Raw genomic sequence first — 22312 nt, forward strand, 5'->3', positions numbered from 1 at the left:
CATGACAGATGACGCCAAGGTGAGCGGTCCCTCGGACGAGGAACGGCTGGCCCAGCTCGGCTACACCCAGGTTCTGGCCCGCCGCATGTCGGCGTTCTCCAACTACGCGGTCTCCTTCACCATCATCTCGGTCCTCTCCGGCTGCCTGACCCTCTATCTGTTCGGCATGAACACGGGCGGCCCCGCCGTGATCACGTGGGGCTGGGTCGGCGTCGGCCTCATGACCCTCTTCGTCGGCCTGGCGATGGCCGAGATCTGCTCGGCGTACCCAACGTCGGCCGGCCTCTACTTCTGGGCGCACCGCCTCGCACCCCCGCGCACGGCGGCGGCCTGGGCCTGGTTCACGGGCTGGTTCAACGTGCTGGGCCAGGTCGCGGTCACCGCCGGCATCGACTTCGGCGCGGCGTCCTTCCTGGGCGCCTACCTGAACCTCCAGTTCGACTTCGGGGTCACACCGGGCCGCACGATGCTGCTCTTCGCCGCGATCCTGGTCCTGCACGGCCTGCTGAACACCTTCGGCGTCCGCATCGTCGGCCTGCTGAACAGTGTCAGCGTCTGGTGGCACGTCCTCGGCGTGGCGGTCATCGTCGGCGCGCTGACCTTCGCGCCCGACCACCACCAGTCGGCGTCCTTCGTGTTCGGGGAGTTCGTCAACAACACCGGCTGGGGCAGCGGCGTCTACGTCGTCCTGATCGGCCTGCTGATGGCCCAGTACACCTTCACCGGCTACGACGCCTCCGCCCACATGACCGAGGAGACGCACGACGCGTCCACGGCCGGCCCGAAGGGCATAGTCCGCTCCATCTGGACCTCGTGGATAGCCGGCTTCGTACTCCTCCTCGGCTTCACCTTCGCCATCCAGTCCTACGAGGGCGCCCTGACGTCCCCGACCGGCGCACCGCCCGCCCAGATCCTCCTCGACGCCCTCGGCGCGACCGCGGGCAAGCTCCTGCTCCTCGTCGTCATCGGAGCGCAGTTGTTCTGCGGGATGGCGTCGGTGACGGCCAACAGCCGCATGATCTACGCCTTCTCCCGGGACGGCGCGCTGCCCTTCTCCCACGTCTGGCACTCCGTGAACCCGCACACCCGCACGCCGGTCGCGGCGGTCTGGCTGGCGGCACTGGGCGCGCTGCTCCTGGGCCTGCCCTACCTCATCAACGACACGGCGTACGCGGCGGTGACGTCCATCGCGGTCATCGGCCTCTACATCGCGTACGTCATCCCGACCCTGCTGCGCGTGCGCAAGGGCGCCGCCTTCGACCGGGGGCCGTGGCACCTGGGCCGCTGGTCGCAGCCGGTGGGCGTGGTGGCGGTGGCGTGGGTCGGCGTCATCACGGTCCTGTTCATGCTGCCCCAGGTCTCCCCGGTCACCTGGGAGACCTTCAACTACGCGCCGGTCGCCGTGCTGGTCGTCCTGGGCTTCGCCGCGACCTGGTGGCTGGCCTCGGCCCGGCACTGGTTCCTCAACCCCGACCACGAACGCACCCGCGCCCGCGCGGCGGCCCGCGCGAACACCCCCGAGCCGGTGGACCCGTAACCCTCACCGCCCATCCGCCCTCCCGGCGCGGCCGTGTCCCGATACCCGATCGGAGTTGCGGCCACGTCGGGCTATGCTCGGTATGGCAACATCACGCACCACCGTGCGACACAACGCCTGGGCCCTTAGCTCAATTGGCAGAGCAGTGGACTTTTAATCCATTGGTTGTGGGTTCGAGTCCCACAGGGCCTACCGATCCGCCCCCAGCTCAGAGGCAGTTCGAGCTGGGGGCGCGTCCGTTTGGCCGTCCCTCGTGTTCGCGTCCGCTCCTGGGGTGCCCTCCCGGGCAGCCGCAACACCGTCGGCAGGCTCTTGCCGAGTGCCCGCTCGGTGATCACCGGCTCATGTTTTGTCCGCGATCCGCATCGGGCGAGGTGACGGGCGGGCGGCCTTCGGTGTCGGCGTCGTCGATCGGGGTCCACTCGTGCTCCAGGATCGAGTACGTGATCGAGTCCCGCCACGCTCCGCGGACGAAGACGTGGTCGTGGATCCTGCCGTCCTCGGTCATGCCCGCCCGCAGCAGAGTCCGCGCGGACGCCTCGTTGAGCGGTGAGCGGGCCGCCCAGAGGCGGTGGAGGCCGAGCGTCTGGAAGCCGAGTGCGCACAGCAGGTGGACGGTCTCCGTGCCCAGGCCCTTGCCCCACACGGCCGGGTGCAGGGCGAAGCCGATGGTGGCCGTCCGCTGAGGCTCAGTCGCCAGACGCGCGTAGCCGATCAGCCGGTGCTCGCCGCGCCGGGTGATGGCGAGGCAGTACTCGGTCCTCGGGGTGGCCGTGGCGGAGGCGATGGACCGGTCGACGATCGCCTGGACCTGCTCGGGAGTGCGGGGTTCGAAGCTGAGGTGCCGGGTCGCCTCGGGGTCGCCGTAGATGGCCAGGAGCGCGTCCGTGTCCTCGGGTTCGACTTCGCGCAGGGCCAGGCGGGGGCCGGCCGGGTGGACTGGGGTCATGGGCGCGGAGCCTCCCTGCGGGTTCATCGGACGAGGACGGAGGTCGGGGTGGCGGTGAAGGCCTCGATCTCCTCACGGAGACCGGCCGCCGCGCCGCCGCTGCGGTGCCCGTCGGCGTGCAGGGCGGCGTGGACGCGCTGGGCGCTGCTGGTGATGCCGAAGTTCCGCTGCTCGACGGGGAGATCGAGCACGGGCCGTACGGCCTCGACGGCACCCTCGATCTCGCCCCGGGCGATGCGTGCGAGCGCCAGGTCGGTCTGCGCGCCGGCCTCGTCGCCGAAGGCCCACTCGTCCTCGGAGGCGCTCCGGTAGGCGGTGACGGCGGCCTCGGAACGGCTCTCGCCGAGCACGGGGTCCTCGCCGAGGTGCACGGTGGCCTCGGCGAGGTAGTAGAGCTGCCGGGGCTCCGGGAAGGTCATGATGCCGCCGAAGGCGTCGAGGTCGTCAGGCTCGACGGCCGCGCGGGCGTCCTCGGCCTGCTGGATGGCGGTACGAGTGGCATCGGCGTCGCCGGTCAGCGCGTGGGCGCGGGCGGAGAGACAGGCCAGCCAGACGCTGGTCGTGCCGCGTACGTCTCTGACGGCGTTCTGGCCGAGGACGGCGTAGTCGGCCGCCTCGGCGGGGCGTCCGGCCCAGTAGGAGATGAGCGACTGCAGGGAACGGACCCAGGCGCGCATGGCGTGGTGGTCGGCGTTGTCGGCGCACACGTAAGCGGTACGGGCCTGCATCATCGCGGCGCTCGGGTTGCCCAGGTCGTGACTGGCCTTGGCGAGCATGCCAGAGGTGATGCCGGCGAGCAGGTACAGCTCGCGGGCTTGCAGGGGCTTGACCCGGCCTTTTTCCAGGATCCGGAAGGTGAGGTCCTGCACCTCGACCAGGTCGCCGAGCAGCGTCGGCAGCGCCAGCCTCGGGTACGCGGCGGTGAGGCGCCGCACTTCGTCATGGATCTGGCCGAGGGTCTCCGGGCCGATGCCGCTGCCTTCTGCCACAGCGGTGAACCGAAGCGCACGACGAGCCGCCATCGCGACCTGCCTTTCCCATTCCGTGGTGCCCGCGTAGGGAGGGGGCTCGCTGTTGAAAGGGCCGTCGGCAGGCAGTGCCGCTGCCTGCTCGGTGGAGAGGAGGACGGGGGCTGGCCCTGGTGGCGGGGCGACGAGCGGGGGGTCGGCCGCGGGCACGGTCCGTGCGGCGGCCGGCGCGGGAGCGAGGAGGAGATCGACCGCTACGCCGAACATGGCCTCCAGCACCCGGCACTGGTCGGGGTAGGGGCGGGTCTTCACCGCGCCGCCGTACCAGCGTTCGAACTGCCGCTTCGAAACCGACAGGCCCCGGAGCCGCGCATCGTTCTCGTCGTCGGCGATCGTTCTCGCCGTCGCTTCGAACCGGAGGCGGAAGGTCTCGTAGACCTGCCAGTGCCGCCGGAGCGTCAAGACCCGTAAGAGCGTGGGAGTTTCAGCCACGGCGGATCCTCTCCGTACCCGTTCGTCTGCAACCGACGATAGCCCCGGCCGATCGGCAGCGGACCTGTTCGGACGGCTTCGGGGCCGAGATGACGGCGGCCATGACGGTGGTACTGACGCACGATGACGCGAGCCGGCCGCCGCACGGGCGCGGGCCCGACGCACGTCGGCGGCGAGGACGGTCCCATGGCGGCGGTGACGTTGTATCCATGTCGCACCGCCCTCCCCCATGCTGAACGCCACTTCGCCGTGTGTGCATCTCCGGTGGCGAAGCGTGAGATCGGCAGCCGCGGCGCGGCCCGATCACCCCATCCAGCACCGCGTACCCACTGGCCCCGCTCTCGTCGGGCCGGTGACGGGAGGGAACCGATGGACACCCTGACCGCCCTTGCCGGGCAGATCGTCCAGCTCGACGCCGTCGACCCCGCTCAGCTGGAGCGGATGCGCCACGAGGCCCTGACGGCCCGCGCCCCATGGAGGGAGGAGTACAGCGCCTACCAGTCCGGGGGCTGGTGGACCACCTCGCTGATGAACGCCTCCGGCGATGCCGCCGACGTGACGATCGGCGACTGCGCCGCCCGGCCGACCGACCTGCTGTCGCAGATGCCGGCCACGGCCGCCCTCCTGGCCGAACTGGGACTGAACCACATGTGGGTACGGCTCGCCCGGCTGGAGCCCAACGCCTTCCTGTGGGAGCACCGCGGCTACGACGAGCTCGACCAGGTCGAGCGGCACCGGCTGCACATCCCCCTGCAGACCAACACGTCAGCGTTCCTCGTCACCGGCGGCACGAAGGTCCACATGACCGGCGGGCGGATCTGGCGGCTGACACCGACGTACGCCCACGGGGTGTGCAACCTGCTCGGACCGGACCGGATCCACCTGATCGCCGACGTGTACGCCGACGACGCCTATCAGCGCCTGGCCCGGCGTCCCTCGCTCGCCCCGGTCGGCGCGGAGGCGCTGCCCACCGCCGACCCGTCGGTGCTCGCCGAGCGGCTCCAGGCCGCCCGCGGCATGGCCGGCCTCGGCTACCCCGACGCGGCCGAGCGGATGTTGTTGCGCCTCTTCTACAAGTACGCGCTGCCCGAGGGCACGGTCTACGACCTGATCGCCGAACTCCACACCTTCCTCGGCGACGAGGCGGCCGTCACGCGCTGGACGACTGCCAAGCGCCGCCTCCTCGCCCTCACGGCCTGACCTCCTGGCCCCCGCAAGCCGAATCCGAACGAAGGACTCCTATGCCAACCCTGCAACTGGCCGCACTCACGTACGCCAACCGCCTGACTCAGCTCCCGCTGCTTTCCCGGCTCGCCGAGATCCTGTCCGCTTCCCCGGCCGTCACGCATCTGATGGTGCGTGGATCGCTGGCCCACGGCACCGCCGACCGTCTCTCGGACGTTCGACTTCGTGGTCGGCGTCCGGGACGCCGACCTGCCCTCGTTCGTCGAGGCCCTGGACGACCTGATGTCCATCGAGGCCGGCGCCCTGCTGCCCGGCTGGCGCGACACGATCGTCCCTGACCTCGGCGGAATGGGCATGGTCTTCCTCGTACCAGACGACGGGCGCCTGCACCAGATCGACATGTACCTCGTGCCCGCATCGCGCGTCCCGGGACTGCGGTCGGCGGTGTCCACGGCCTTACTCCTCGACCGTGAGCCGCCACCTGCCACTCCCACCGAGAGGACGGTGGCAGCGCGCTTCGCGGCCGAGTTCCTCGCCCGGCCCCGTACCTGCACCGAGCTGCTCATCGAGCACTTGGTCCTGGCAGTCCTGCTGCACAAGCGCCTCATGCGCGGCCAGCGGTTCGTCGCGTACTCCGAGTGGCACCGCCTCCACACCGCGACGAAGGACCTGGTCAAGGCCGCTTTGGCCCCCACCTCGCGGTTCTGGGGCTGGTACCAGTTGCGCGAGGAGATCGCCGTCACCCCGATCGGCCGGGCCTGCCTCGGCGACCTGGATGCGGCGATCGGCGCACCGGCCGTCCCCCTCGCCGCCGATGTCGACGCGGCCGTCGAGCGGACGCTCGCCCTCGTCGAGCGGGCCTGCCCCGAAGCCCTGCGCGGCCTGGAGAACGCCATCGCCGCGTACCGCACCTACCTGGAGCTGATGTGAACGCGCTCCACTTCGCGGGCCCGACCGCCGTCTTCTTCGGCGGGGTCCGCCCCGCCTCCGACGAGGAGGAGAGGCTGGCCGAGGAGATCGGTCGGACTCTGGCGAAAGCGGGCTACCAGCTCCTGCACGGCGGCTACAACGGCCTGATGGAAGCCGCTGCGCGCGGCGCCTCGTCCCAAGGCGCCCTGATCACCGCGGTGACCCTGATCGGCAAGCACGACGAATGGGGCGCGTTCAACCCACATGTCTCCACGGCCGTGCACCTGCCCGACCTCGGGGCCCGGCTCAACCACTACCTGGACCACGCCGACCTCGTCGTCGCCATGGGCGGAGGCGTCGGCACCCTCCACGAGCTGGCCGCCGCCGTGTACTACGCGACCACCGTCCGGCCCGTACCGATCTTCCTCGCCGGGGCCTGCGCACGGCGACTGCTCGCCTTCCTGCGTGCAGAGAAGTGGTTGTACGAGACCCCGGGGCGGCCCTTCGGCTTCCTCGGCACCGCCGAGTCCGGAGACGCCTTCCGCGTCCGCCTCGCCGCTCTCGACATGCTCGACACGTCCGAGACGGCACCGATCGGAGAAGCATGACCACCAGCACGCGCCTGCCCGACCTCACCGTCCGGCTCGCTGAGACCGCCCTCGTCACCGCCCCCTTCCTCCTCGCCGACGGCACGAGGCTTGATCGCTACTTCGACGAGTACCGTTTGGCCGCCTACCCCGAGCTGCTGCGCGACATCGCCGCCGCCATGACCGCCCTCGTCCCCGAAGACGCGCAGCTCCTCGCCGGCGTCGAACTCGGCGGCGTCCCCCTCGTCGTCGCCCTGTCCGCCGCCACCGGCCTGCCCGCCGTCTTCCTGCGCCGCCGTCCGAAGGGGTACGGCTCCCGCCGACAGATCGAGGGCGCCGCCTTCACCGGCCGTCGAACCGTCCTCGTCGACGACGTGGTGCGCTCCGGCGGACAACTGCTCGCCATGGCCCGCGTCCTGCGGATCGCGGGTGCCCCGGTCAGCGGCGCGCTGTGTGTCATCGAGCGCCCGCTCGGCGGGCGAACGCTGCTGGCCGGACACAACGTCGCCCTCCACGCCCTGCTCGCCGAGGCCGACCTGCCAGAAGCGTCCCCAAAGGGTGGTTTCACGTGAAACGGGCCGTGCTGTTCGACCTTGACGGCGTCCTCGTCGACAGCCGCCACGCCCAACTCGCCGCCCTGGCAGGCTTCGCGACCTCCGCCCTCGGCCGACGCGTCACCGTCGCCGACCTGCCGACCCGGGCCGCGACCAGGCCACGCGAACACGTACTCGCCGAACTCGGACACACCGGAGTGATCAGTCAGGACGGCTGGGACACGCCGGCGGCCACCGCCACCCTCGCCGCCGAGGTGTTCCCGTTCGTCGCCGACACGCTCTGCGTGCTCCGCGCCGCCGGCGTCGCCACCGGCATCGTGACCCTGCGAAGCCGTCAGCGGGTCCACCGGCTCCTGCCGCCCGCCGTCCTCGGCCTGATCGACGTCGTCGTCTGCTACGAGGACACGGCGCCGAAGCCCGCGCCGGACGGCCTCCTGCTCGCCCTCGACAAGCCCGATGTGTCGCCCGGCGCCGCCGTGTTCGTCGGTGACATGGAGTCCGACATGCACGCGGCCCGAGCGGCGGGCGTGGCACCGATCGGCTCTGGCTGGGGGTTCTCCACCCCCTCCACGCTCACCCGGGCCGGAGCCGTCGTCGTGCTCCCCGACGCCGAAGACCTCGCCGGGACGCTCCTCTCCCTGACGCGCACGGGGCGACGGGGCACATAAAGCCAAGCGACCTCGACTCCAGGACCGCTACGGTAGGTGGCGCAGTCGCGGCGGAACCTTGCGTCCGGTGTCGGCTGCGCCACCTCAAGCGACGGCTCTGGAGTCATGGTCTACACCGCGGGGGCGCGAGCTATCTGCGTCGAGCTGGAGAACTGAGAACCCCTCAGTCCCTGTTCTCGGCCCGGCTCGGCGTGTGATCGACCCCCATCTCTCCACGACTCTTCCGTGAGGGCCACACCACCATGCGCTCGACGCAGATCCGTTCCACCTTCCTGGACTTCTTCACCTCGCGCGGCCACCGCCAGGTCCCGTCCAGCCCGCTCGTCCCCTCCGATCCGACCCTGCTGCTCACCAACGCCGGCATGAACCAGTTCAAGCCGTACTTCCTGGGCGAGGCCGCTCCGCAGTTCCCGCGCGCCACCACCATCCAGAAGTGCGCCCGCACCTCCGACATCGACAACGTCGGCCGTACGAACCGGCACGCCACGTTCTTCGAGATGATGGGCAACTTCTCCTTCGGCGACTACTTCAAGGCCGACGCCATCGCCTACGCCTGGGAACTCCTCACCAAGGGCTACAACCTGGAGAAGGACCGCCTCTGGATCACCGTCTACCAGGACGACGACGAGGCCGAGCAACTCTGGCGCAAGATCGGCGTACCCGCCGACCGCATCCAGCGCCTGGGCATGGAGGACAACTTCTGGTCCATGGGCGTCCCCGGACCCTGCGGTCCCTGCTCGGAGGTCAACTACGACCGGGGGCCCGCCTTCGGGCGCGAGGGCGGACCGGCCGTCGACGGCGAACGGTACGTGGAGATCTGGAACCTCGTCTTCATGCAGTACCAGCGCGGCGACGGCGACAAGAAGGGCGGCTTCCCGATCCTCGGGGACCTCGCCCAGCAGAGCATCGACACCGGCCTCGGCCTCGACCGCCTCGCCGCGATCCTCCAGGACGTTCGAGAACGTCTGCGGCACCGACCTTCTCCGACCCACCCTCATGACCGTCCAGGAACGCGCCGGCCGCGACTACCCCGGCAGCGGCGAGGAGAAGGTCTCCTTCCAGGTGGTCGCCGAGCACGCCCGCTCGATCGCCTACCTGATCGCCGACGGAGTCCTGCCGGCCAAGGACGGGCGCGGCTACGTCCTGCGCCGCCTGATGCGCCGCGCGATCCGCCACGCCCGCCTCCTCGGCATCGACCAAGCCGTCCTCGCCCCGACGACCGCCAGCGTCATCGCCAACCTGGGAGGCGTGTGGCCCGAGCTGACCGCCCAGGCGGCCCTCGTCGAGCAGGTCGTCACCGCCGAAGAGGAGTCCTTCACCCGCACCCTCGCCCAGGGCACCCGGCTGCTGACCGCCGCCATCACCCGCAGCCGCGAGAGCCGGTCCACGTTCCTGGCCGGTGAGACCGCCTTCGAGCTGCACGACACCTTCGGCTTCCCCGTGGAGCTGACCGTCGAAGCCGCCCGCGACGCCGGCCTGACCGTCGACGAGGACCGCTTCGCCGACCTGTTCGCCGAACAGCGGAGGCGTGCCAAGGCGGGCGGCAAGGCCAAGACCGCCGAGACGCTCCGCCGTCAGGACGCCTACCGCGAACTGGCCGCCCGCCACGGCCGTACCGACTTCGTCGGCCACGACCGCCTCGACATCGAGGCCACCGTCCTCGGTCTCTTCTCCGACGGCACCGCCGTGCCCGGCGCCAACCAGGGCAGCACCCTCGAACTGGTCCTGGACCGCAGCCCGTTCTACGCCGAGTCCGGCGGCCAGGTCGGCGACACCGGCACCATCCGGACCGCCGACGGCACCCTCCTTGAGGTCCTGGACACCAAGCCCGGCCTGGAGGGCTTCCACGTCCACACCGTCCGCGTCGCCGAAGGCGAGATCAGGGCTGGTGATCAGGCCGAAGCCCTTGTGGACGGCACCCGTCGGGAAGCGGTCGCCCGCTCCCACTCCGCCACCCACGTCCTGCACGCCATGCTCCGCCGCACGCTCGGCGACCACGCCCGCCAGCACGGTTCCCTCGTCGACGCCGGCCGCCTCCGCTTCGACTTCGCCCACTTCTCCGCCGTCGACCGCACCCGGCTCGCCGCCATCGAGACCCTCGTCAACGACAGTCTCCTCGCCGACCCCGAGGTACGCGTCTGGCATGCCTCGCGCGCCGAGGCCGAGGCTGCCGGCGCGACCGCCCTGTTCGGCGAGAAGTACGGCGACCACGTGCGCGTTGTCGACATCGGCGACTTCTCCCGCGAACTGTGCGGCGGCACCCACATCGGCCACGGCTCCAACGCCGGCCCCGTCCGCATCGTCGGCGAAGCCTCCATCGGCTCCAACCTCCGCCGCATCGAAGCCCTCACCGGCCGTGACGCCCTGAACTACTACGACACCGAGCGCCGCCTCCTCGACGAACTCTCCACCCTCCTCGGCACCCGCCCCCAGGACGCCCCCGACGCCCTCCGCAAGCGCCTCGACTCCCTCGCCTGCGCCGAGCGGGAACTCGGCCGCCTCCGCGAGGCCGAGCTGCGGGACCGCGCCCAGCAGTTCGCCGACTCGGCCCGCGCTGTTGCCGGCGGCCGGATCGTCACCGGGAAGGTGACCGGCATCGGCCCGGACGAACTCCGCACGCTGGCCCGCCGCACCGCCGATCTCCTGGACGCCGGCCACGCTGTCGTCGTCCTCGGCACCGAACACCAGGGCAAGGCCCTCCTGGCCGCCGCGGTCACCGGCAGCCTGCACGACACCGGTGTCGACGCCGGCCGCATCCTCATCCCGGCCGCCCGCGCCGTCGGCGGCGGAGCCGGCGGCAAGGGCCCCGTCGCCAGCGCCGGCGGACGCCGCACCGGGGCCCTCGACGAGGCCCTCACGATCGCCGCCCAGGATGCCGCCCGCGCCCTCGGCCGGTAGCAGCCCGCCGGGTTGCCGGTGCCACGGTGAGTGGCACCGGCAGTCCGTGTCACAGATCTGGTCCGCGTGGTGCCAGTTCTTTCAGGAGAACCACGCTCTCGTAGTTCGTCACGTCCCACCGCCAGGACCCGACCGGCACGTAACCGCGCCTGCGGTACCAGCCGACCAGGTCGACCGCCTCGGTCGACGTGTCGATCACTACCCGCGAGGGTCCGAGCGCGGCGACACGCTCCTCCGCCAAGGTCAGCAGCCGCCGGCCGAGGCCCGTTCCTCGGGCCGAAGGATCCACAGCCAACTGCCAGAACGACCCGGACTCCGCCGGAGCCGGATACCCCTCCGGAACCTCATGCGGAGCCGCCACCGTCACGGTGCCCACCAGCTCACCCGCCCCCAGAGCCAGCCAGCACTCGCCCCCGCCCAACCTGTAGGCGGTGTCCTCCACGGACTGATACGAGGCGAAGAAGGTTCGGCCTTCGGCAGCGTGACCGGAATAGGCCCGGTGAAGCAGACGCGTCAGCCGTGCGACCGAGTCACCCTCGGCGAACGGCCGAACCTCGACCGGTTCGCCGGTGCCAAGCCGCACGGTCCTGACCACTGGTGATCCATCCACCCGATCAAGTATCGGCCGGAGAAGGACATGCCGCCTGCCGGACCGCCGGCACAACGACAGAGCGCGCGGCGGCGCTTGCCATGGTTCCACTCGGTCTGCCCTGTCTCGCCGATCTCCGCGCTGCCACCCGAGCGGACTCCGGACTGGTGCGGTGGTCGGCGGACATGACAGAGCGAGGCTTCAAGAAGTTGGCCCGCCTGGAACTCATCGAGGTCAAGGAACCTGTCCCAACGGAACCTGCAAGGCGAGTCAGCGCCAAGCCGCCGGTATGGATTGGTTCGTCGATCCCTCTGACAGAGTGCGGCCTCGTCCATAGGCTTGACGCGTCCGAGGTGACTGGAGTATCTCGGCCATTCATGAGAGATCAAGCAGAGGGCCACCAACTACAGCTCTAGGCTGAGGTGTTACCTGCAAGGTCCGAGCCCGACACGGCTTGGGAACGCTTTGTCCGGTCGTGCCTGCGGGCGACCGGTGCCATGACGTGAAGGGCTGGGACGCGCCGTGAGAGTGCAGCTTCCTCCTGAGCCGGCGTGCTTCGTCGACCGCGAGGAACAACGAGAGCATGTGCTGCGTGCGCGAAGAGAGTGGACGGAGCGGTCGCGGCCGATGCTCGTGACGCTCAGCGGACCGCGAGGCATCGGCAAGACCGAACTGGCCCGGCTGCTCGCCCGCGTCCTGCGGGACGAGTACGGCTACCCCGACGGGATCCTGTCCGTGGATCTGGACGATTTCCGGCTGGGCAGCGGGGCGGACCCCGGGAACGTGCTGACGGAACTCCTCGTGTCGCTCACGGGTGAGCCGGGCTTCGTCTCGCAGGACCTTGAGGCCAGATGCAAGCAGTACTGGAGCAGGACGAACAACGCGCGGCTGATCCTCATCGTGGACAACGCGCGGTACGCCTCGGAGATCGTCCCGCTGCTGCCGGCGTCCGGTGACAGCGTCGTGATCGTCACCAGTCACACACCGCTGCGCGACCTGGAGGACGGAGCCGCGCTGGGGCTCGCCCTGCCACCGCTGAAGGAGTGGGCAGCCACCGAACTGCTGGAACTGGTCGTCCGCGATCCGCGACTGACAGCCGACCCCGAGTCCGTCAGGGCACTGGTCCGCCTGTGCGAAGGACACCCGGCGGCGCTTCACGTCGCCGCCGGGTGGGTGCGCGAACATCGCTTGCGCCCCCTGTCCCGCCTGGTGTCGCGGCTGAGGGACGACTGGGCGGAGAACGGAGTGCCCGGCGTGGACCAGTTCTTGGACACCATGTACGAAGGCCTGTCCCCCACCGCCGCCCTGGCCTACCGGTTGCTGCCGCACCACCCCTCCACCACGTTCACGTTGGACTCCGCCACCGCGTTGCTCGGACTGGGACCGGAGGCGTGCGAAGCGGCACTTGAGGAGCTGGACCGGGTCGGACTGCTGGACCTGAGCGAAGTGCTGACCTCGGCGAACGGCCGGATGCGGCTGCCCGGCCCGCTGCGGGCGCACGCGTTGCGCCGGTCGCGTCAGGACGCCCGGCCGCAGGAGGCACAAGAGGGCCTTGTGCGGCTGCTCCGGTGGCTGGTCAGGCAGTTCCAGCGTGCCGACCGGTTTGCCGCCGGTCCCCGCCTCGTCGTCGGTGACGCATTTCCCGCGGTGGACAGTGCGCCGGACGCTCTCCTGGAGGACCCGCAAGAGGCGTCGAACGACACGGAGAAGACGGAGCGCACCGACCGCGCCTCCGCCTGGCTGTACGACGAGCGCCACGTGCTGTTCGCCTCGCTGAGGCTGGCCCACGAGCGGGAGATGGACGCCGAGGTGGTGGCGCTCTCCGAGCCGGTGTGGACGTACGCGCTGGACCACCCGCACCAGGCCAACGTCATCGGGGCCCTGCGGCTCGCCGTCGACTCCGCGGTCCGTGACGGTGCCCGCGCCGCCTGGCTGGTGCGTACGCGCTGCCAACTCGCCCGGCATCTGTGGGAAGCCGGCCTGCTGGACGAGGCGGGGACTCAACTCGACGACGCGGGAGCAGTGCTTGGGCTGCTGGCGGACGACGAACGCGACCGCAAGGTCGCCGCCTCACTTGTGGAGTTCCGCGGCATGCTTGCCGGAGCCCGGGACGAATGGGGCACCGCGGCCGCCGAGTTCGCCAGGTCCCTGCACATGCACGTCGAGATCCCCAACCCCTACGGCATCATGCTCCTGACCTACCGGCTGGGACAGGCACGGTCGAAGCGGGGTGAGCTGGAAGCGGCCCGCGAACTGCTCGCCGAGGCACACGACATGGCCGTGGCACAGGAGCGCGAGAGGATGGGCCGCCGCACCGGCTTCGCGCTCGCCGGCGTACTGTGCCGCCTGGGCCGGCCGGCGGAGGCCCGCCCGTTGTACGAGGAGTCCCTGCGCGCCGCGCGTCGCCGCCGCTCCGGGTTCGACGAGGCCCGGATCCATGACGCGCTGGCCGAGCTGTGCCAGATCGAGGGACGGACCGCCGAGTCGGCGGAGCACCGTATGGCGGCCGCTGACATCAGGCGTCTCAGCGGCTTGGACGCCTAGCGTCTGCCACGGTGTGTCTGGAGTCAGAAGACTTCCGCCGCCTCGTCGGCGGTGGCGTGGCGCATCACGAGGGCGTAGGCGCGGTCGCCGATGAGGCAGCTCAGCTCGCTCGGTGCGGCGGTGGCGGCCGGGGACCGGTGCAGCAGCCAGGCATGCACCGCCGACGCTGCCGCGGCCGGGTCGATGCGCGTCACCTGGCCGCCTTCGTCTCGGGACCGGACCTTGACGGCGTACGCGTCGGGGTGGCCACGCGTTCTGAACAGCAACAGGCCCGAGGTCAGGACGGCAGCGGCCGAGCGGCAGCCCGGGTACGCGGACAGCGCGTGGCGCATCCAGCCGTCCGACGTCCAGGAGAGGCCGGACTGGCCTGCCGGGACGGCGAGCGGACGCCGGTACAGCAGTCCCGCGGAGTGGATGAACGCCTGGCCCGCGGCCCCGTGCTCCGCAGCGAGGTGGTGGCCGGGTGGGCCGATCCCCACTGGACGCCGAACGACGCGGATGCCCTGGCCGCTCGTGTCGGCGTCCACGTCGAAAGCCGTCGGCACCCGTTGGGCGGCGTGCGGCTGGGGGAGGAGGCGGGGCGGACGGTCAGGGGCGGGAGGCTCCATGCCGAGCAGGTCGTACAGCTCGGCGCGTAGCAGGTTGAGTGCCCTGCCACGGTGGGCGAACGCGGCCTGGGCAACCTCCTCGGCCGTTCCCGGCCGGTAGCCGAGAAGGGCCTGTTCCAGAGAGTCGGCGGAAGCCAACCGCGGAACACGCTCCAGGAGCCGGTCCATGGGAGTGCCCGGGATCAGTTCGGCTCCGCCCTCATAGGCATTCACGACGGGCCGGTCCTGCGCGGCGCAGTAGTACAGAGCCGTGGAACCGTGGTCGGTGACCAGCGCGTCGCCGGCGATCAGGACGGATGCCCACTCCTCGTGCGGTCGTACCAGGACCATGCCGGCGTCGAGGGCCGGGGCGAGCCGCTCGGCCAGCTCGTAGGTGCCCAGCCGACTGTGCTCGTTGGGGTGTACCACCAACGCCAGTTGGTGCGTGTCGTACGAGAGCCGGGCGGCCAATTCCGCGGGAAGGTCGGGCCGACGTGCGAGCAGCGACTCCGGGCCCCAGGTCGAGGCCAGCACCAGGAGTCTGCGCGATCCCGTTCCCAGGGCGGCACGGTAGCGCTCACGCAGCGGACGCGAGGCGAGAATGCGTTCCAGCGTCGGGTCTCCGACGACCTTGGCCCGCTCGGCGGCCCGGGGGGCGACGGCGGCTATTCGCGCCACCTGGTCGGGGTGGGCAACCGCATGGAGCGTGACGGCTGAGCTGCCTTCGCCCTCGCCGCGCAGGAGTACCGGGGCGAGCCCGGATGCAGAATCCGAGTACTCCCCGGGAATCGACTTGTTGTACCCGGCGCCGTGCGGCAGCAACACGTGCCGGCCACGGAGCAGGCGCAGGTCACCCTTCGGGCTGGCCGAGAGGACCAGGTCGTACGAACGGCTGCACGCCTCGTCCCAGGGCACCAGCGTCCCACCGACACCCTCGATGGCGGAGAACACGTCGACGCCGAAGTCGGAGCCGGGTACGAGGGTGAAGAACCGAGTGATCCGGTCGTCACCGGAGAGGGCGGGGAGCGCGTCCAGCAGGCGGTACAGAGCCACTGTCGAACGGGCGGCAAGCAGCACTGTCGCCTGTCGCCTGTCACCCGTCGCCTCCAGCCGAGACTGCGCGCCCACACGTGCGGACTGCGCAAGTTGGAATGCCTTCTCGGCGTCCTCGTGAGGCATGTTCTGATCGTACTGGCCAGGGTGTTGCTGGTGTTGTCCACGGGTGACGCGTACGTGGCCGGAACAGTGCGCGGTGCGGCTCGATGGCCCGAGGATGGGCGCATGGGTGAATGGGGTATCGCGCTGTTGGCCGCGGGCGCGGCGATCGTGGGCAGTGTTGTCACGGGCTGGTACAGCAGGGGCGCTGGCCAACGCCAGGCCCAGGCTGCCCGTGACGCGGCCGACCGGCAGGCGGAAGCGCTGCTGGAGTCCGTCCGGATGACACTCCAGGGCGCCGACGGCCAACGTGCGCTCGTGCTCCGGCGTCAGGTCTACGGCGAGTTCCTCTGCGCCGTGGAAACGAGGATCCTCGCCGAGCGGAGCGGCCGGGGCAACGGCGACGAAGAACTGGTTCTGCAGCGTGCCTACGCCGGTGTCGTCCTTGAAGGGCCGGATGAAGTGGTGGCCGCCGCACGTGGGTTCATGGACAGCCTGGTGCGCCACAAGGCGCTGGATCAGTTGCAGGAGGCGAGGACGGCCTTCGTCGCAGCGGCACAGCGGGCAGTGGCTGATCGACCTCCTTCGTGAAGCGCGGCCCATCTGCGCCTTCCGGACGCCGAAGTGGCGTCCGGAACCATCCGGCAGGGCTTAGGTCAGGTGTGTCAGGCGGTCGGCGGGGTGTCGCTCCAGGCGGTCACGGTGAGCGTGCTGTTGTCGACCCGCTTCGCGAAGGGCACCGTGCTGTGGGAGTTGCTGCCGGTGGGCGAGATCTGGAGGTAGTGCGCGTCGGCGCTGTCCGCGCCGGTGTGGGTCCGCTGGAGATCGGCGTACGCCGAGTCGCCGGCCTCCAGGGTGACCGGGCGCACGCCGGGGTCCTGGGCGAAGTAGGTGTCGCCGTGGTCGGCGTCGGTCGCCGGCGCCGTGTGCCCGGCGCCTTCCAGCGCGAGACCCGCGTAGCCGGACAACACGCAGGTGGTGTCACCGGAGTTGGTCACCTTGAGGTAGGTGCCCTCGTGGTTCATCTCCTCCTGGCTGTCACCGATGTCGACCGTGGTCGCCTTCAGGGTGCCGGGCCGGCACTCCTGGGTCGCCTGCCGGGCGTCGGCCGCGACGGCGGCCGTGGTGCCCAGCCCGGCGAGCGAGAGGGCCGCGGTGACGGCGATGGCGGTACGCGAGACGGTCATATCTCCTCCTCTCTTGTGCTCCTTGTGCTCCTTGTGCTCCTTGTGCCGCGAGCAGCGATCGGTCGCTGCTACGAGAGTTCGGCCAACCGGCCGACGCGACGCCAATGTCACCGGCTCGTCACAGACGCGGAGAGCGCCGTACGCGGTGCGCGGAGCCGGCCTGGCAGGATGGCCGGCGTGCCGACGAGGGCGGTTCCGTGTCGGCCACCGCGAGCCGGTCACGGGCCCGTGGCGCCTCGTCCCGCCCCGGTCAGCCCGTCCCACGCCCCACCGGAGTGCCGCCCATGCCCCTGCCCCACGTCCTCCTCTCCGCCGCCGTCTCCCTCGACGGCTACCTGGACGACACCGGTCCCGACCGGCTGCTGCTGTCCGGTCCCGCCGACTTCGAGCGGGTCGACGAGGTGCGGGCGTCCGTCGACGCGATCCTGGTCGGCGCCGGCACGATCCGGGCCGACAATCCGCGGCTGCTGGTGAACTCCGCCGAGCGGCGGGCCGCGCGGGTGGCGGCGGGCAAGGCGGCGTACCCGGTCAAGGTCACCGTCAGCGGCAGCGGTGAGCTGGACCCGGCGGCGCGGTTCTGGCACACGGGCGGTGAGAAGGTGCTGCTGACCGCGGACGACGGCGCCCGGCGGGCCCGCGCGCTGGGGATCGCCGCCGACATCGTGCCGCTCGGCGCCGCGTTCGACTGGCGCGCGGCGCTGGAGTACCTGCACGACCGGCGGGGCGTACGGCGGCTCATGGTCGAGGGCGGCGGGACCGTCCACACCCAGCTGTTGCAGCGGGAACTCGCCGACGAACTCCAGCTCGTCGTCGCCCCGCTGTTCGTGGGGGACCCGCACGCGCCCCGGCTGTTCGGACCCGGCGCCTACCAGCGCGGGCGGCTGCGGCTGGTGGAGTCGCGGCGCATCGAGGACGTGGTGCTGACCCGGTACCTGCCCACCGCCCCCGGCACCGGTGGCCGGGTGACCGCGGCCGACCGGCACTGGCTGGCGCTCGCCTGCGAGCTGGCCGAGCTGTGCCCGCCCTCGCGGACGGCGTTCAGCGTGGGGGCGGTCGTGGTCGCCGCCGACGGGAGCGAGCTGGCGCGGGGGCACTCGCGGGAGGGCGGTGATCCGGTCGTGCACGCCGAGGAGGCCGCGCTCGCGAAGACCGATCCCCGCGACGCCCGGCTCGCGGACGCCACCGTGTACAGCAGCCTGGAGCCCTGCGCCCGCCGCGCCTCCCGGCCCGCCCCCTGCGCCCGGCTGATCCTCGACGCCGGGGTGCGCCGCGTGGTCACCGCCTGGCGGGAGCCGGACACCTTCGTGCCGGGGGCCGACGGCGGCGGGGTGCTCTCCGCCGGGGGCGCCGCCGTCGTCGTACTGCCGGAGTTCGAGGAGCGGGCGAAGGCGCCGAACCGCCATCTGGGGGGGCGGGGAGATACGGATGTGCATTCCACCCCGGGGATGACGTAGAATGGAGACACAACGGCGCGGGGTGGAGCAGCTCGGTAGCTCGCTGGGCTCATAACCCAGAGGTCGCAGGTTCAAATCCTGTCCCCGCTACTGAAGGCCGAGGGCCGGAATCCTTGAGGATTCCGGCCCTCGGTGCGTTCCCGGCCCTTTCGCCCGTGGAGTCGGCGTCATCCGATCGGCACACGCGGCTCGCCCCCCGGCCCCGCTGCGGCAAACCTGGAGTACGGGACGGCAGGCGAGCGGCGTGGACGTGCGCGGTGGCGGGAGACGAGTGGTGCGGCCAGGTGACGTGGACGACGAGGGACCGTACGCCGGGTCCGGCGGCGGACTCCCCGGCGATCCCGTGCCCGCCCCGGGCCCCGGCGACGAGGTGCGGCTCCGCCCGCCCGGCCGGCCACCGTGGTCGTGGCGGTCCACGTACGGGCGGGCCCTGGCCCGCGCGCTCCCCGTGGTGCTGGTCGTCGTCGCCATCGTGTACGACCTGTTCACCCCGAGATACATCACCGCGGGCCCCTTCTACACCGCCGCACCCCTGGTCGCCGCCCCCGTCTACTCGCGCCGCGGTACGGCGATCACCGGTGCCACGGTGGTCGTCGCGGTCATCGCCCTGCAGCTCGGCAAGGGCGTCTTCCACTACGTCGACTCCCTCACCCAGGTGATCACCATCGCGACCGTCGCCGTCCTCGCCGTCCTGGTGAACGGCCTGGTCCGCCGCACCGACGAACGCCTCGTCTCGGTCCGTGAGATCGCCGAGGCCGCCCAGCACGCCGTGCTGCCCGAGCCCGCCGAGCGGATCGCCGGTCTCGAGATCGCCGCCCGCTACGAGGCCGCGCAGGCCGACGCCTTCATCGGCGGCGACCTGTACGCGGTGCAGGACAGCGCGCGCGGCGTCCGGCTCATCGTCGGGGACGTGCGGGGCAAGGGCATGGGTGCGGTCGCCGCCGTCGCCGTCGTGATCGGCGCCTTCCGGGAGGCCGCCGAGCAGGAGGCGACGCTGGAGGCGGTGGCACAGCGCCTGGAGCGGGCGCTGGCACGTGAGGACACCCGGCGCGACGAACTGGACGCCGCCGAGGGGTTCATCACCGCCGTCCTCGTCGAACTCCCGCACGGCGAGGGGATCGTCCGCGTCGTCAACCGCGGCCACCCGCCGCCCCTGCTGCTGTACGCCGACGGCACCCTGGGCCCGCTGCCGGTCCGGGAGTCGGCGCTGCCGCTGGGCATGGGCGACCTGGGCGTGTGGCCCGACCGGGCCGAGGAGGCCGCCTTCCCCGCCGGGGCCACGCTGCTGCTGTACACCGACGGGCTGTCGGAAGCCCGCAACGCCCGGGGGGAGTTCTACGATCCGCAGACGCGGCTGGCGGGCCGCGTCTTCCGTCATCCGATGACGCTGCTCGACACCCTCGCCGAGGATGTCCGCCTGCATTCCGGGGGCGGCATGACGGACGACATGGCGCTGCTCGCCGTACGCCGCCCCGGGAGCGACGATCCCGATCATCGTCACGAGCCGTCACGGAGTGAACTCCCTCCGCATAACAACTGACGTACCGTCAGAAGAAAACGGCGTGACGGGGAATACTCACGCCGGGCCAACTCGCCCGGTTTTCACCGGTCATGGGGGGTACGTGTGGCACGTTTCTGTTAATGATCAAGAGGAACGGCTGGAATCCGAGCCCCGCGTCTATTAACGTTCGATAACGCAGCGCGGTCGTCCCAGCCGTCACAGAAGGCGGCTCCGTGCGCACACGCCGAATCCCGCAAGGGAACCGGGGAACCACCACATTGGGGTGAATCGGGCGTATGGCGCCGTGGAGACACGGTCGGCACACGCGCGTAGGAGACCTTCCTGCTCCGAACCCGTCAGCTAACCCGGTAGGCGGAAGGAAGGAAAGGAGTGCGCCCACGTGGCGTCCAACAGGCCTGCCCCAGAGGCCCCGTTCGTGCCCGGAGGGCACGACACCGACACCTTCGGCCATGACGGACACCGCACCGAAGAGGGCCCCTGGGAAGAGTGGAATCCCACCGCGGAGTCCATCCGTCCGGTGCGCGGCCGGCACCGCGTCGCCAAGCAGCGCGGCGGGCTCGCGCGCAGCTCCACCGTTCTCGGTGTCGGTGTCATAGCCGCTGTCGGAGCGGGCGGCATGGCCAGCGCGCAGACCGGCAAGCCGCCGGTGTCGATCTCCATCCCCGACCTGCCGAACGTCGGCTCGCTCATCTCCGACGACGATCCGGAGCCGGAGGGCTCGGCCACCCCGCTCAGCAGCATCGGCGTGACCGCCACCGACACCGCGGACGGCACCGACGCCACCGACGCCGGTGAGACGCTGCGGGCCCGGATCATGGCGCAGGCCGAGCAGCAGCAGGCCCAGGTCGAGACCAAGGCCGCCGCCCAGGCCGTCGCCGTCGCCGAGAAGACGGCCACGGAGGCCGCCGCCAAGGCGGAGAAGGAGGCCGAGGCCAAGGCCGCCGCCGCCAAGAAGAAGGCGGAGGAGGAGGCCGCGAAGAAGGCCGAGGCCGAGCGGCTCGCGCAGCTGGCCAAGGAGTACACGCTGCCGACCTCCGCGTACACGATCTCCTCCACCTTCGGCCAGGCCGGCGCCTACTGGTCCTCCGGCTACCACACCGGCCTCGACTTCGCCGCCCCCACGGGCACCCTGCTCAAGGCGGTGCACAGCGGCACGATCACGTCGGCCGGCTGGGACGGGTCGTACGGCTACAAGACCGTGCTCACCCTCGACGACGGCACCGAACTCTGGTACGCCCACCAGTCCTCCATCAACGTCAGCGTCGGCCAGCAGGTCACCACCGGTGATGTCATCGGCCGCGTCGGCGCCACCGGCAATGTCACGGGTGCCCACCTCCACCTGGAGGTCCACCCGGACGGCGGCTCCGGCATCGACCCGATGGCATGGCTGCAGAGCAAGGGCCTCGCTCCCTGAGCCGCGGCGTTCCGCGCTCCCGCTGATCCCCGGCGGTCCTGACGGCAACCCCCCGAACGTCAGGGCTGCCGGTTCACGGTTCACGGTTCGCGGAATTTTCGCGTGTCCCCGGAATGATCGGATCCGGGGCGGTTGTTGACGCGTTACATGACTTCTCTGCGCAAGCTAGGCTCCTCCGACCTGGAGATCTTCCCCCTCGCCCTCGGCGGCAACGTCTTCGGCTGGACCGCCGACCGGGACCAGTCCTTCGCCGTCCTGGACGCCTACACGGCGGCCGGCGGCAACTTCGTCGACAGCGCCGACCTCTACTCCGCCTGGGTCGACGGCAACAGCGGCGGCGAGTCCGAGACCGTCATCGGCGAGTGGCTCGCCTCCCGCGGCAACCGCGGCGATGTCGTCGTCGCCACCAAGGTCGGCCTGCACCCCGACTACCAGGGCCTGTCCGCCGCGAACATCAAGGCGGCGGCCGACGCCTCGCTGCGCCGCCTGGGCACCGACCACATCGACCTCTACTACACCCACGCCGACAGGCCCGAGGTACCGGTGGAGGAGATCATCGGCGCGCTCGACGAGCTGGTGAAGGCGGGCAAGGTACGGCACATCGCCGCCTCCAACATCTCCGCCGAACGGCTCGCACAGTCCCTGGAGTTCTCCGAGCGCGAGGGCCTCGCCCGGTACGTCGCCCTCCAGCCCGAGTACAACCTGGTCTCACGCGACACGTACGAGGGCGAGCTGCGCGACCTCGCCGAGCGGGCGGGACTGGCCGCCGTGCCGTACTACTCCCTCGCGTCCGGCTTCCTCACCGGCAAGTACCGCTCCGGCGCGGCCGTCGACAGCCCGCGGGCGGGCGGTGCCGCGAAGCACCTGGAGACCGAGCGCGGCCGGCGCGTGCTCGCCGCCCTGGACGAGGTCGCCGAGGCCCACGACGCCCCCGTCGCCACGGTCGCCCTGGCCTGGCTGGCCGCGCAGCCGACGGTGGTCGCGCCGATCGCGTCCGCGCGCACGGTGGAGCAGCTGCCTGCGCTGCTCGGCGTGGCGGAGCTGCGTCTCACGGACGACGAGGTCGCGAAGCTGACGGAGGCCTCGGCCTGAGCCACCGCCGCGCCCGCCCGC

The 22312-nt window shown here is 71.3% G+C and carries 17 protein-coding genes, 2 tRNA genes, 1 pseudogene and 1 riboswitch; of the genes and pseudogenes, 15 read left to right on the plus strand and 5 right to left on the minus strand.

Annotated features, from left to right (window positions below):
- Position 1 precedes the first annotated feature (1 nt).
- Both AC4IHM_RS17655 and AC4IHM_RS17660 read left to right on the plus strand, forming a co-directional pair.
- Complete coding sequence (locus tag AC4IHM_RS17655; RefSeq protein WP_490867983.1) at positions 2-1537, plus strand: amino acid permease; 1536 nt, start codon at positions 2-4, stop codon at positions 1535-1537.
- Between the two features lie 119 nt (positions 1538-1656).
- A tRNA-Lys gene (locus AC4IHM_RS17660) sits at positions 1657-1729 on the plus strand.
- Between the two features lie 142 nt (positions 1730-1871).
- Here the strand turns inward: AC4IHM_RS17660 and AC4IHM_RS17665 are convergent.
- Together AC4IHM_RS17665 and AC4IHM_RS17670 are read right to left on the minus strand one after the other, a co-directional pair.
- A complete protein-coding gene (locus AC4IHM_RS17665) occupies positions 1872-2486 on the minus strand; it encodes a GNAT family N-acetyltransferase (RefSeq protein WP_490867984.1) in 615 nt (204 codons plus the stop codon).
- 23 nt (positions 2487-2509) lie between these two features.
- Positions 2510-3946 (minus strand): NsdA family TPR-like regulatory protein, encoded by a 1437-nt coding sequence (locus AC4IHM_RS17670; RefSeq protein WP_490867985.1) that lies wholly within the window; start codon positions 3944-3946, stop codon positions 2510-2512.
- Positions 3947-4315: 369 nt separating this feature from the next.
- Between AC4IHM_RS17670 and AC4IHM_RS17675 the strand changes: the two genes are divergently transcribed.
- The 6 genes and pseudogenes from AC4IHM_RS17675 (at position 4316) to alaS (ending at position 10747) form a co-directional block, all read left to right on the plus strand.
- Positions 4316-5146 carry an aspartyl/asparaginyl beta-hydroxylase domain-containing protein gene (locus AC4IHM_RS17675; protein ID WP_490867986.1) on the plus strand — a complete coding sequence of 277 codons (831 nt, stop codon included), beginning with the start codon at positions 4316-4318 and terminating at the stop codon, positions 5144-5146.
- 159 nt (positions 5147-5305) lie between these two features.
- Positions 5306-6061, plus strand: coding sequence for a nucleotidyltransferase domain-containing protein (locus tag AC4IHM_RS17680; protein WP_490867987.1), 756 nt, complete (start codon positions 5306-5308; stop codon positions 6059-6061).
- Complete coding sequence (locus AC4IHM_RS17685; RefSeq protein WP_490867988.1) at positions 6058-6648, plus strand: SLOG cluster 4 domain-containing protein; 591 nt, start codon at positions 6058-6060, stop codon at positions 6646-6648. Before AC4IHM_RS17680 ends, AC4IHM_RS17685 begins: the two co-directional genes overlap by 4 nt.
- A complete protein-coding gene (locus tag AC4IHM_RS17690; protein WP_490867989.1) occupies positions 6645-7199 on the plus strand; it encodes an orotate phosphoribosyltransferase in 555 nt (184 codons plus the stop codon). Before AC4IHM_RS17685 ends, AC4IHM_RS17690 begins: the two co-directional genes overlap by 4 nt.
- The gene (locus AC4IHM_RS17695; protein ID WP_490867990.1) at positions 7196-7849 is read left to right on the plus strand and encodes an HAD family hydrolase; all 654 of its coding nucleotides are present in this window, start codon (positions 7196-7198) and stop codon (positions 7847-7849) included. The genes AC4IHM_RS17690 and AC4IHM_RS17695 overlap by 4 nt, the downstream gene beginning before the upstream one ends.
- A gap of 242 nt (positions 7850-8091) precedes the next feature.
- A pseudogene (gene alaS, locus AC4IHM_RS17700) lies at positions 8092-10747 on the plus strand (alanine--tRNA ligase).
- A 49-nt stretch (positions 10748-10796) separates the two neighbouring features.
- Here alaS and AC4IHM_RS17705 read toward each other — a convergent pair.
- Positions 10797-11342, minus strand: a complete 546-nt coding sequence (locus AC4IHM_RS17705; protein ID WP_490867991.1) for a GNAT family N-acetyltransferase — start codon at positions 11340-11342, stop codon at positions 10797-10799.
- A 621-nt stretch (positions 11343-11963) separates the two neighbouring features.
- Between AC4IHM_RS17705 and AC4IHM_RS17710 the strand changes: the two genes are divergently transcribed.
- The gene (locus tag AC4IHM_RS17710; RefSeq protein ID WP_490867992.1) at positions 11964-13880 is read left to right on the plus strand and encodes a tetratricopeptide repeat protein; all 1917 of its coding nucleotides are present in this window, start codon (positions 11964-11966) and stop codon (positions 13878-13880) included.
- A gap of 23 nt (positions 13881-13903) precedes the next feature.
- Here the strand turns inward: AC4IHM_RS17710 and AC4IHM_RS17715 are convergent, their stop codons facing one another.
- On the minus strand, positions 13904-15520 hold the full coding sequence (locus AC4IHM_RS17715; RefSeq protein WP_490867993.1) for a translation initiation factor 2: 1617 nt from the start codon (positions 15518-15520) through the stop codon (positions 13904-13906).
- Between the two features lie 228 nt (positions 15521-15748).
- Here AC4IHM_RS17715 and AC4IHM_RS17720 point away from each other — a divergent pair, with 228 nt between their 5' ends.
- A complete protein-coding gene (locus AC4IHM_RS17720; RefSeq protein ID WP_490867994.1) occupies positions 15749-16213 on the plus strand; it encodes a hypothetical protein in 465 nt (154 codons plus the stop codon).
- Positions 16214-16287: 74 nt separating this feature from the next.
- Here AC4IHM_RS17720 and AC4IHM_RS17725 read toward each other — a convergent pair whose 3' ends face one another.
- Positions 16288-16809, minus strand: coding sequence for a DUF4232 domain-containing protein (locus AC4IHM_RS17725; RefSeq protein ID WP_490867995.1), 522 nt, complete (start codon positions 16807-16809; stop codon positions 16288-16290).
- 284 nt (positions 16810-17093) lie between these two features.
- Between AC4IHM_RS17725 and AC4IHM_RS17730 the strand changes: the two genes are divergently transcribed.
- The 5 genes from AC4IHM_RS17730 to AC4IHM_RS17750 all read left to right on the plus strand — a co-directional run bounded on the left by AC4IHM_RS17730 (position 17094) and on the right by AC4IHM_RS17750 (position 22291).
- Entirely contained in the window at positions 17094-18263 is a 1170-nt protein-coding gene (locus AC4IHM_RS17730) for a dihydrofolate reductase family protein (protein WP_490867996.1), read from the plus strand.
- 16 nt (positions 18264-18279) lie between these two features.
- Positions 18280-18353, plus strand: a tRNA-Met gene (locus tag AC4IHM_RS17735).
- Between the two features lie 199 nt (positions 18354-18552).
- Entirely contained in the window at positions 18553-19803 is a 1251-nt protein-coding gene (locus AC4IHM_RS17740; protein ID WP_490867997.1) for a PP2C family protein-serine/threonine phosphatase, read from the plus strand.
- A gap of 193 nt (positions 19804-19996) precedes the next feature.
- A riboswitch (cyclic di-AMP (ydaO/yuaA leader) is annotated at positions 19997-20154 on the plus strand.
- A gap of 10 nt (positions 20155-20164) precedes the next feature.
- A complete protein-coding gene (locus tag AC4IHM_RS17745) occupies positions 20165-21199 on the plus strand; it encodes a M23 family metallopeptidase (protein WP_490867998.1) in 1035 nt (344 codons plus the stop codon).
- A 147-nt stretch (positions 21200-21346) separates the two neighbouring features.
- On the plus strand, positions 21347-22291 hold the full coding sequence (locus tag AC4IHM_RS17750) for an aldo/keto reductase (RefSeq protein WP_490867999.1): 945 nt from the start codon (positions 21347-21349) through the stop codon (positions 22289-22291).
- Positions 22292-22312 lie beyond the last annotated feature (21 nt).

This window comes from Streptomyces sp. SL06 (genome assembly GCF_058244745.1).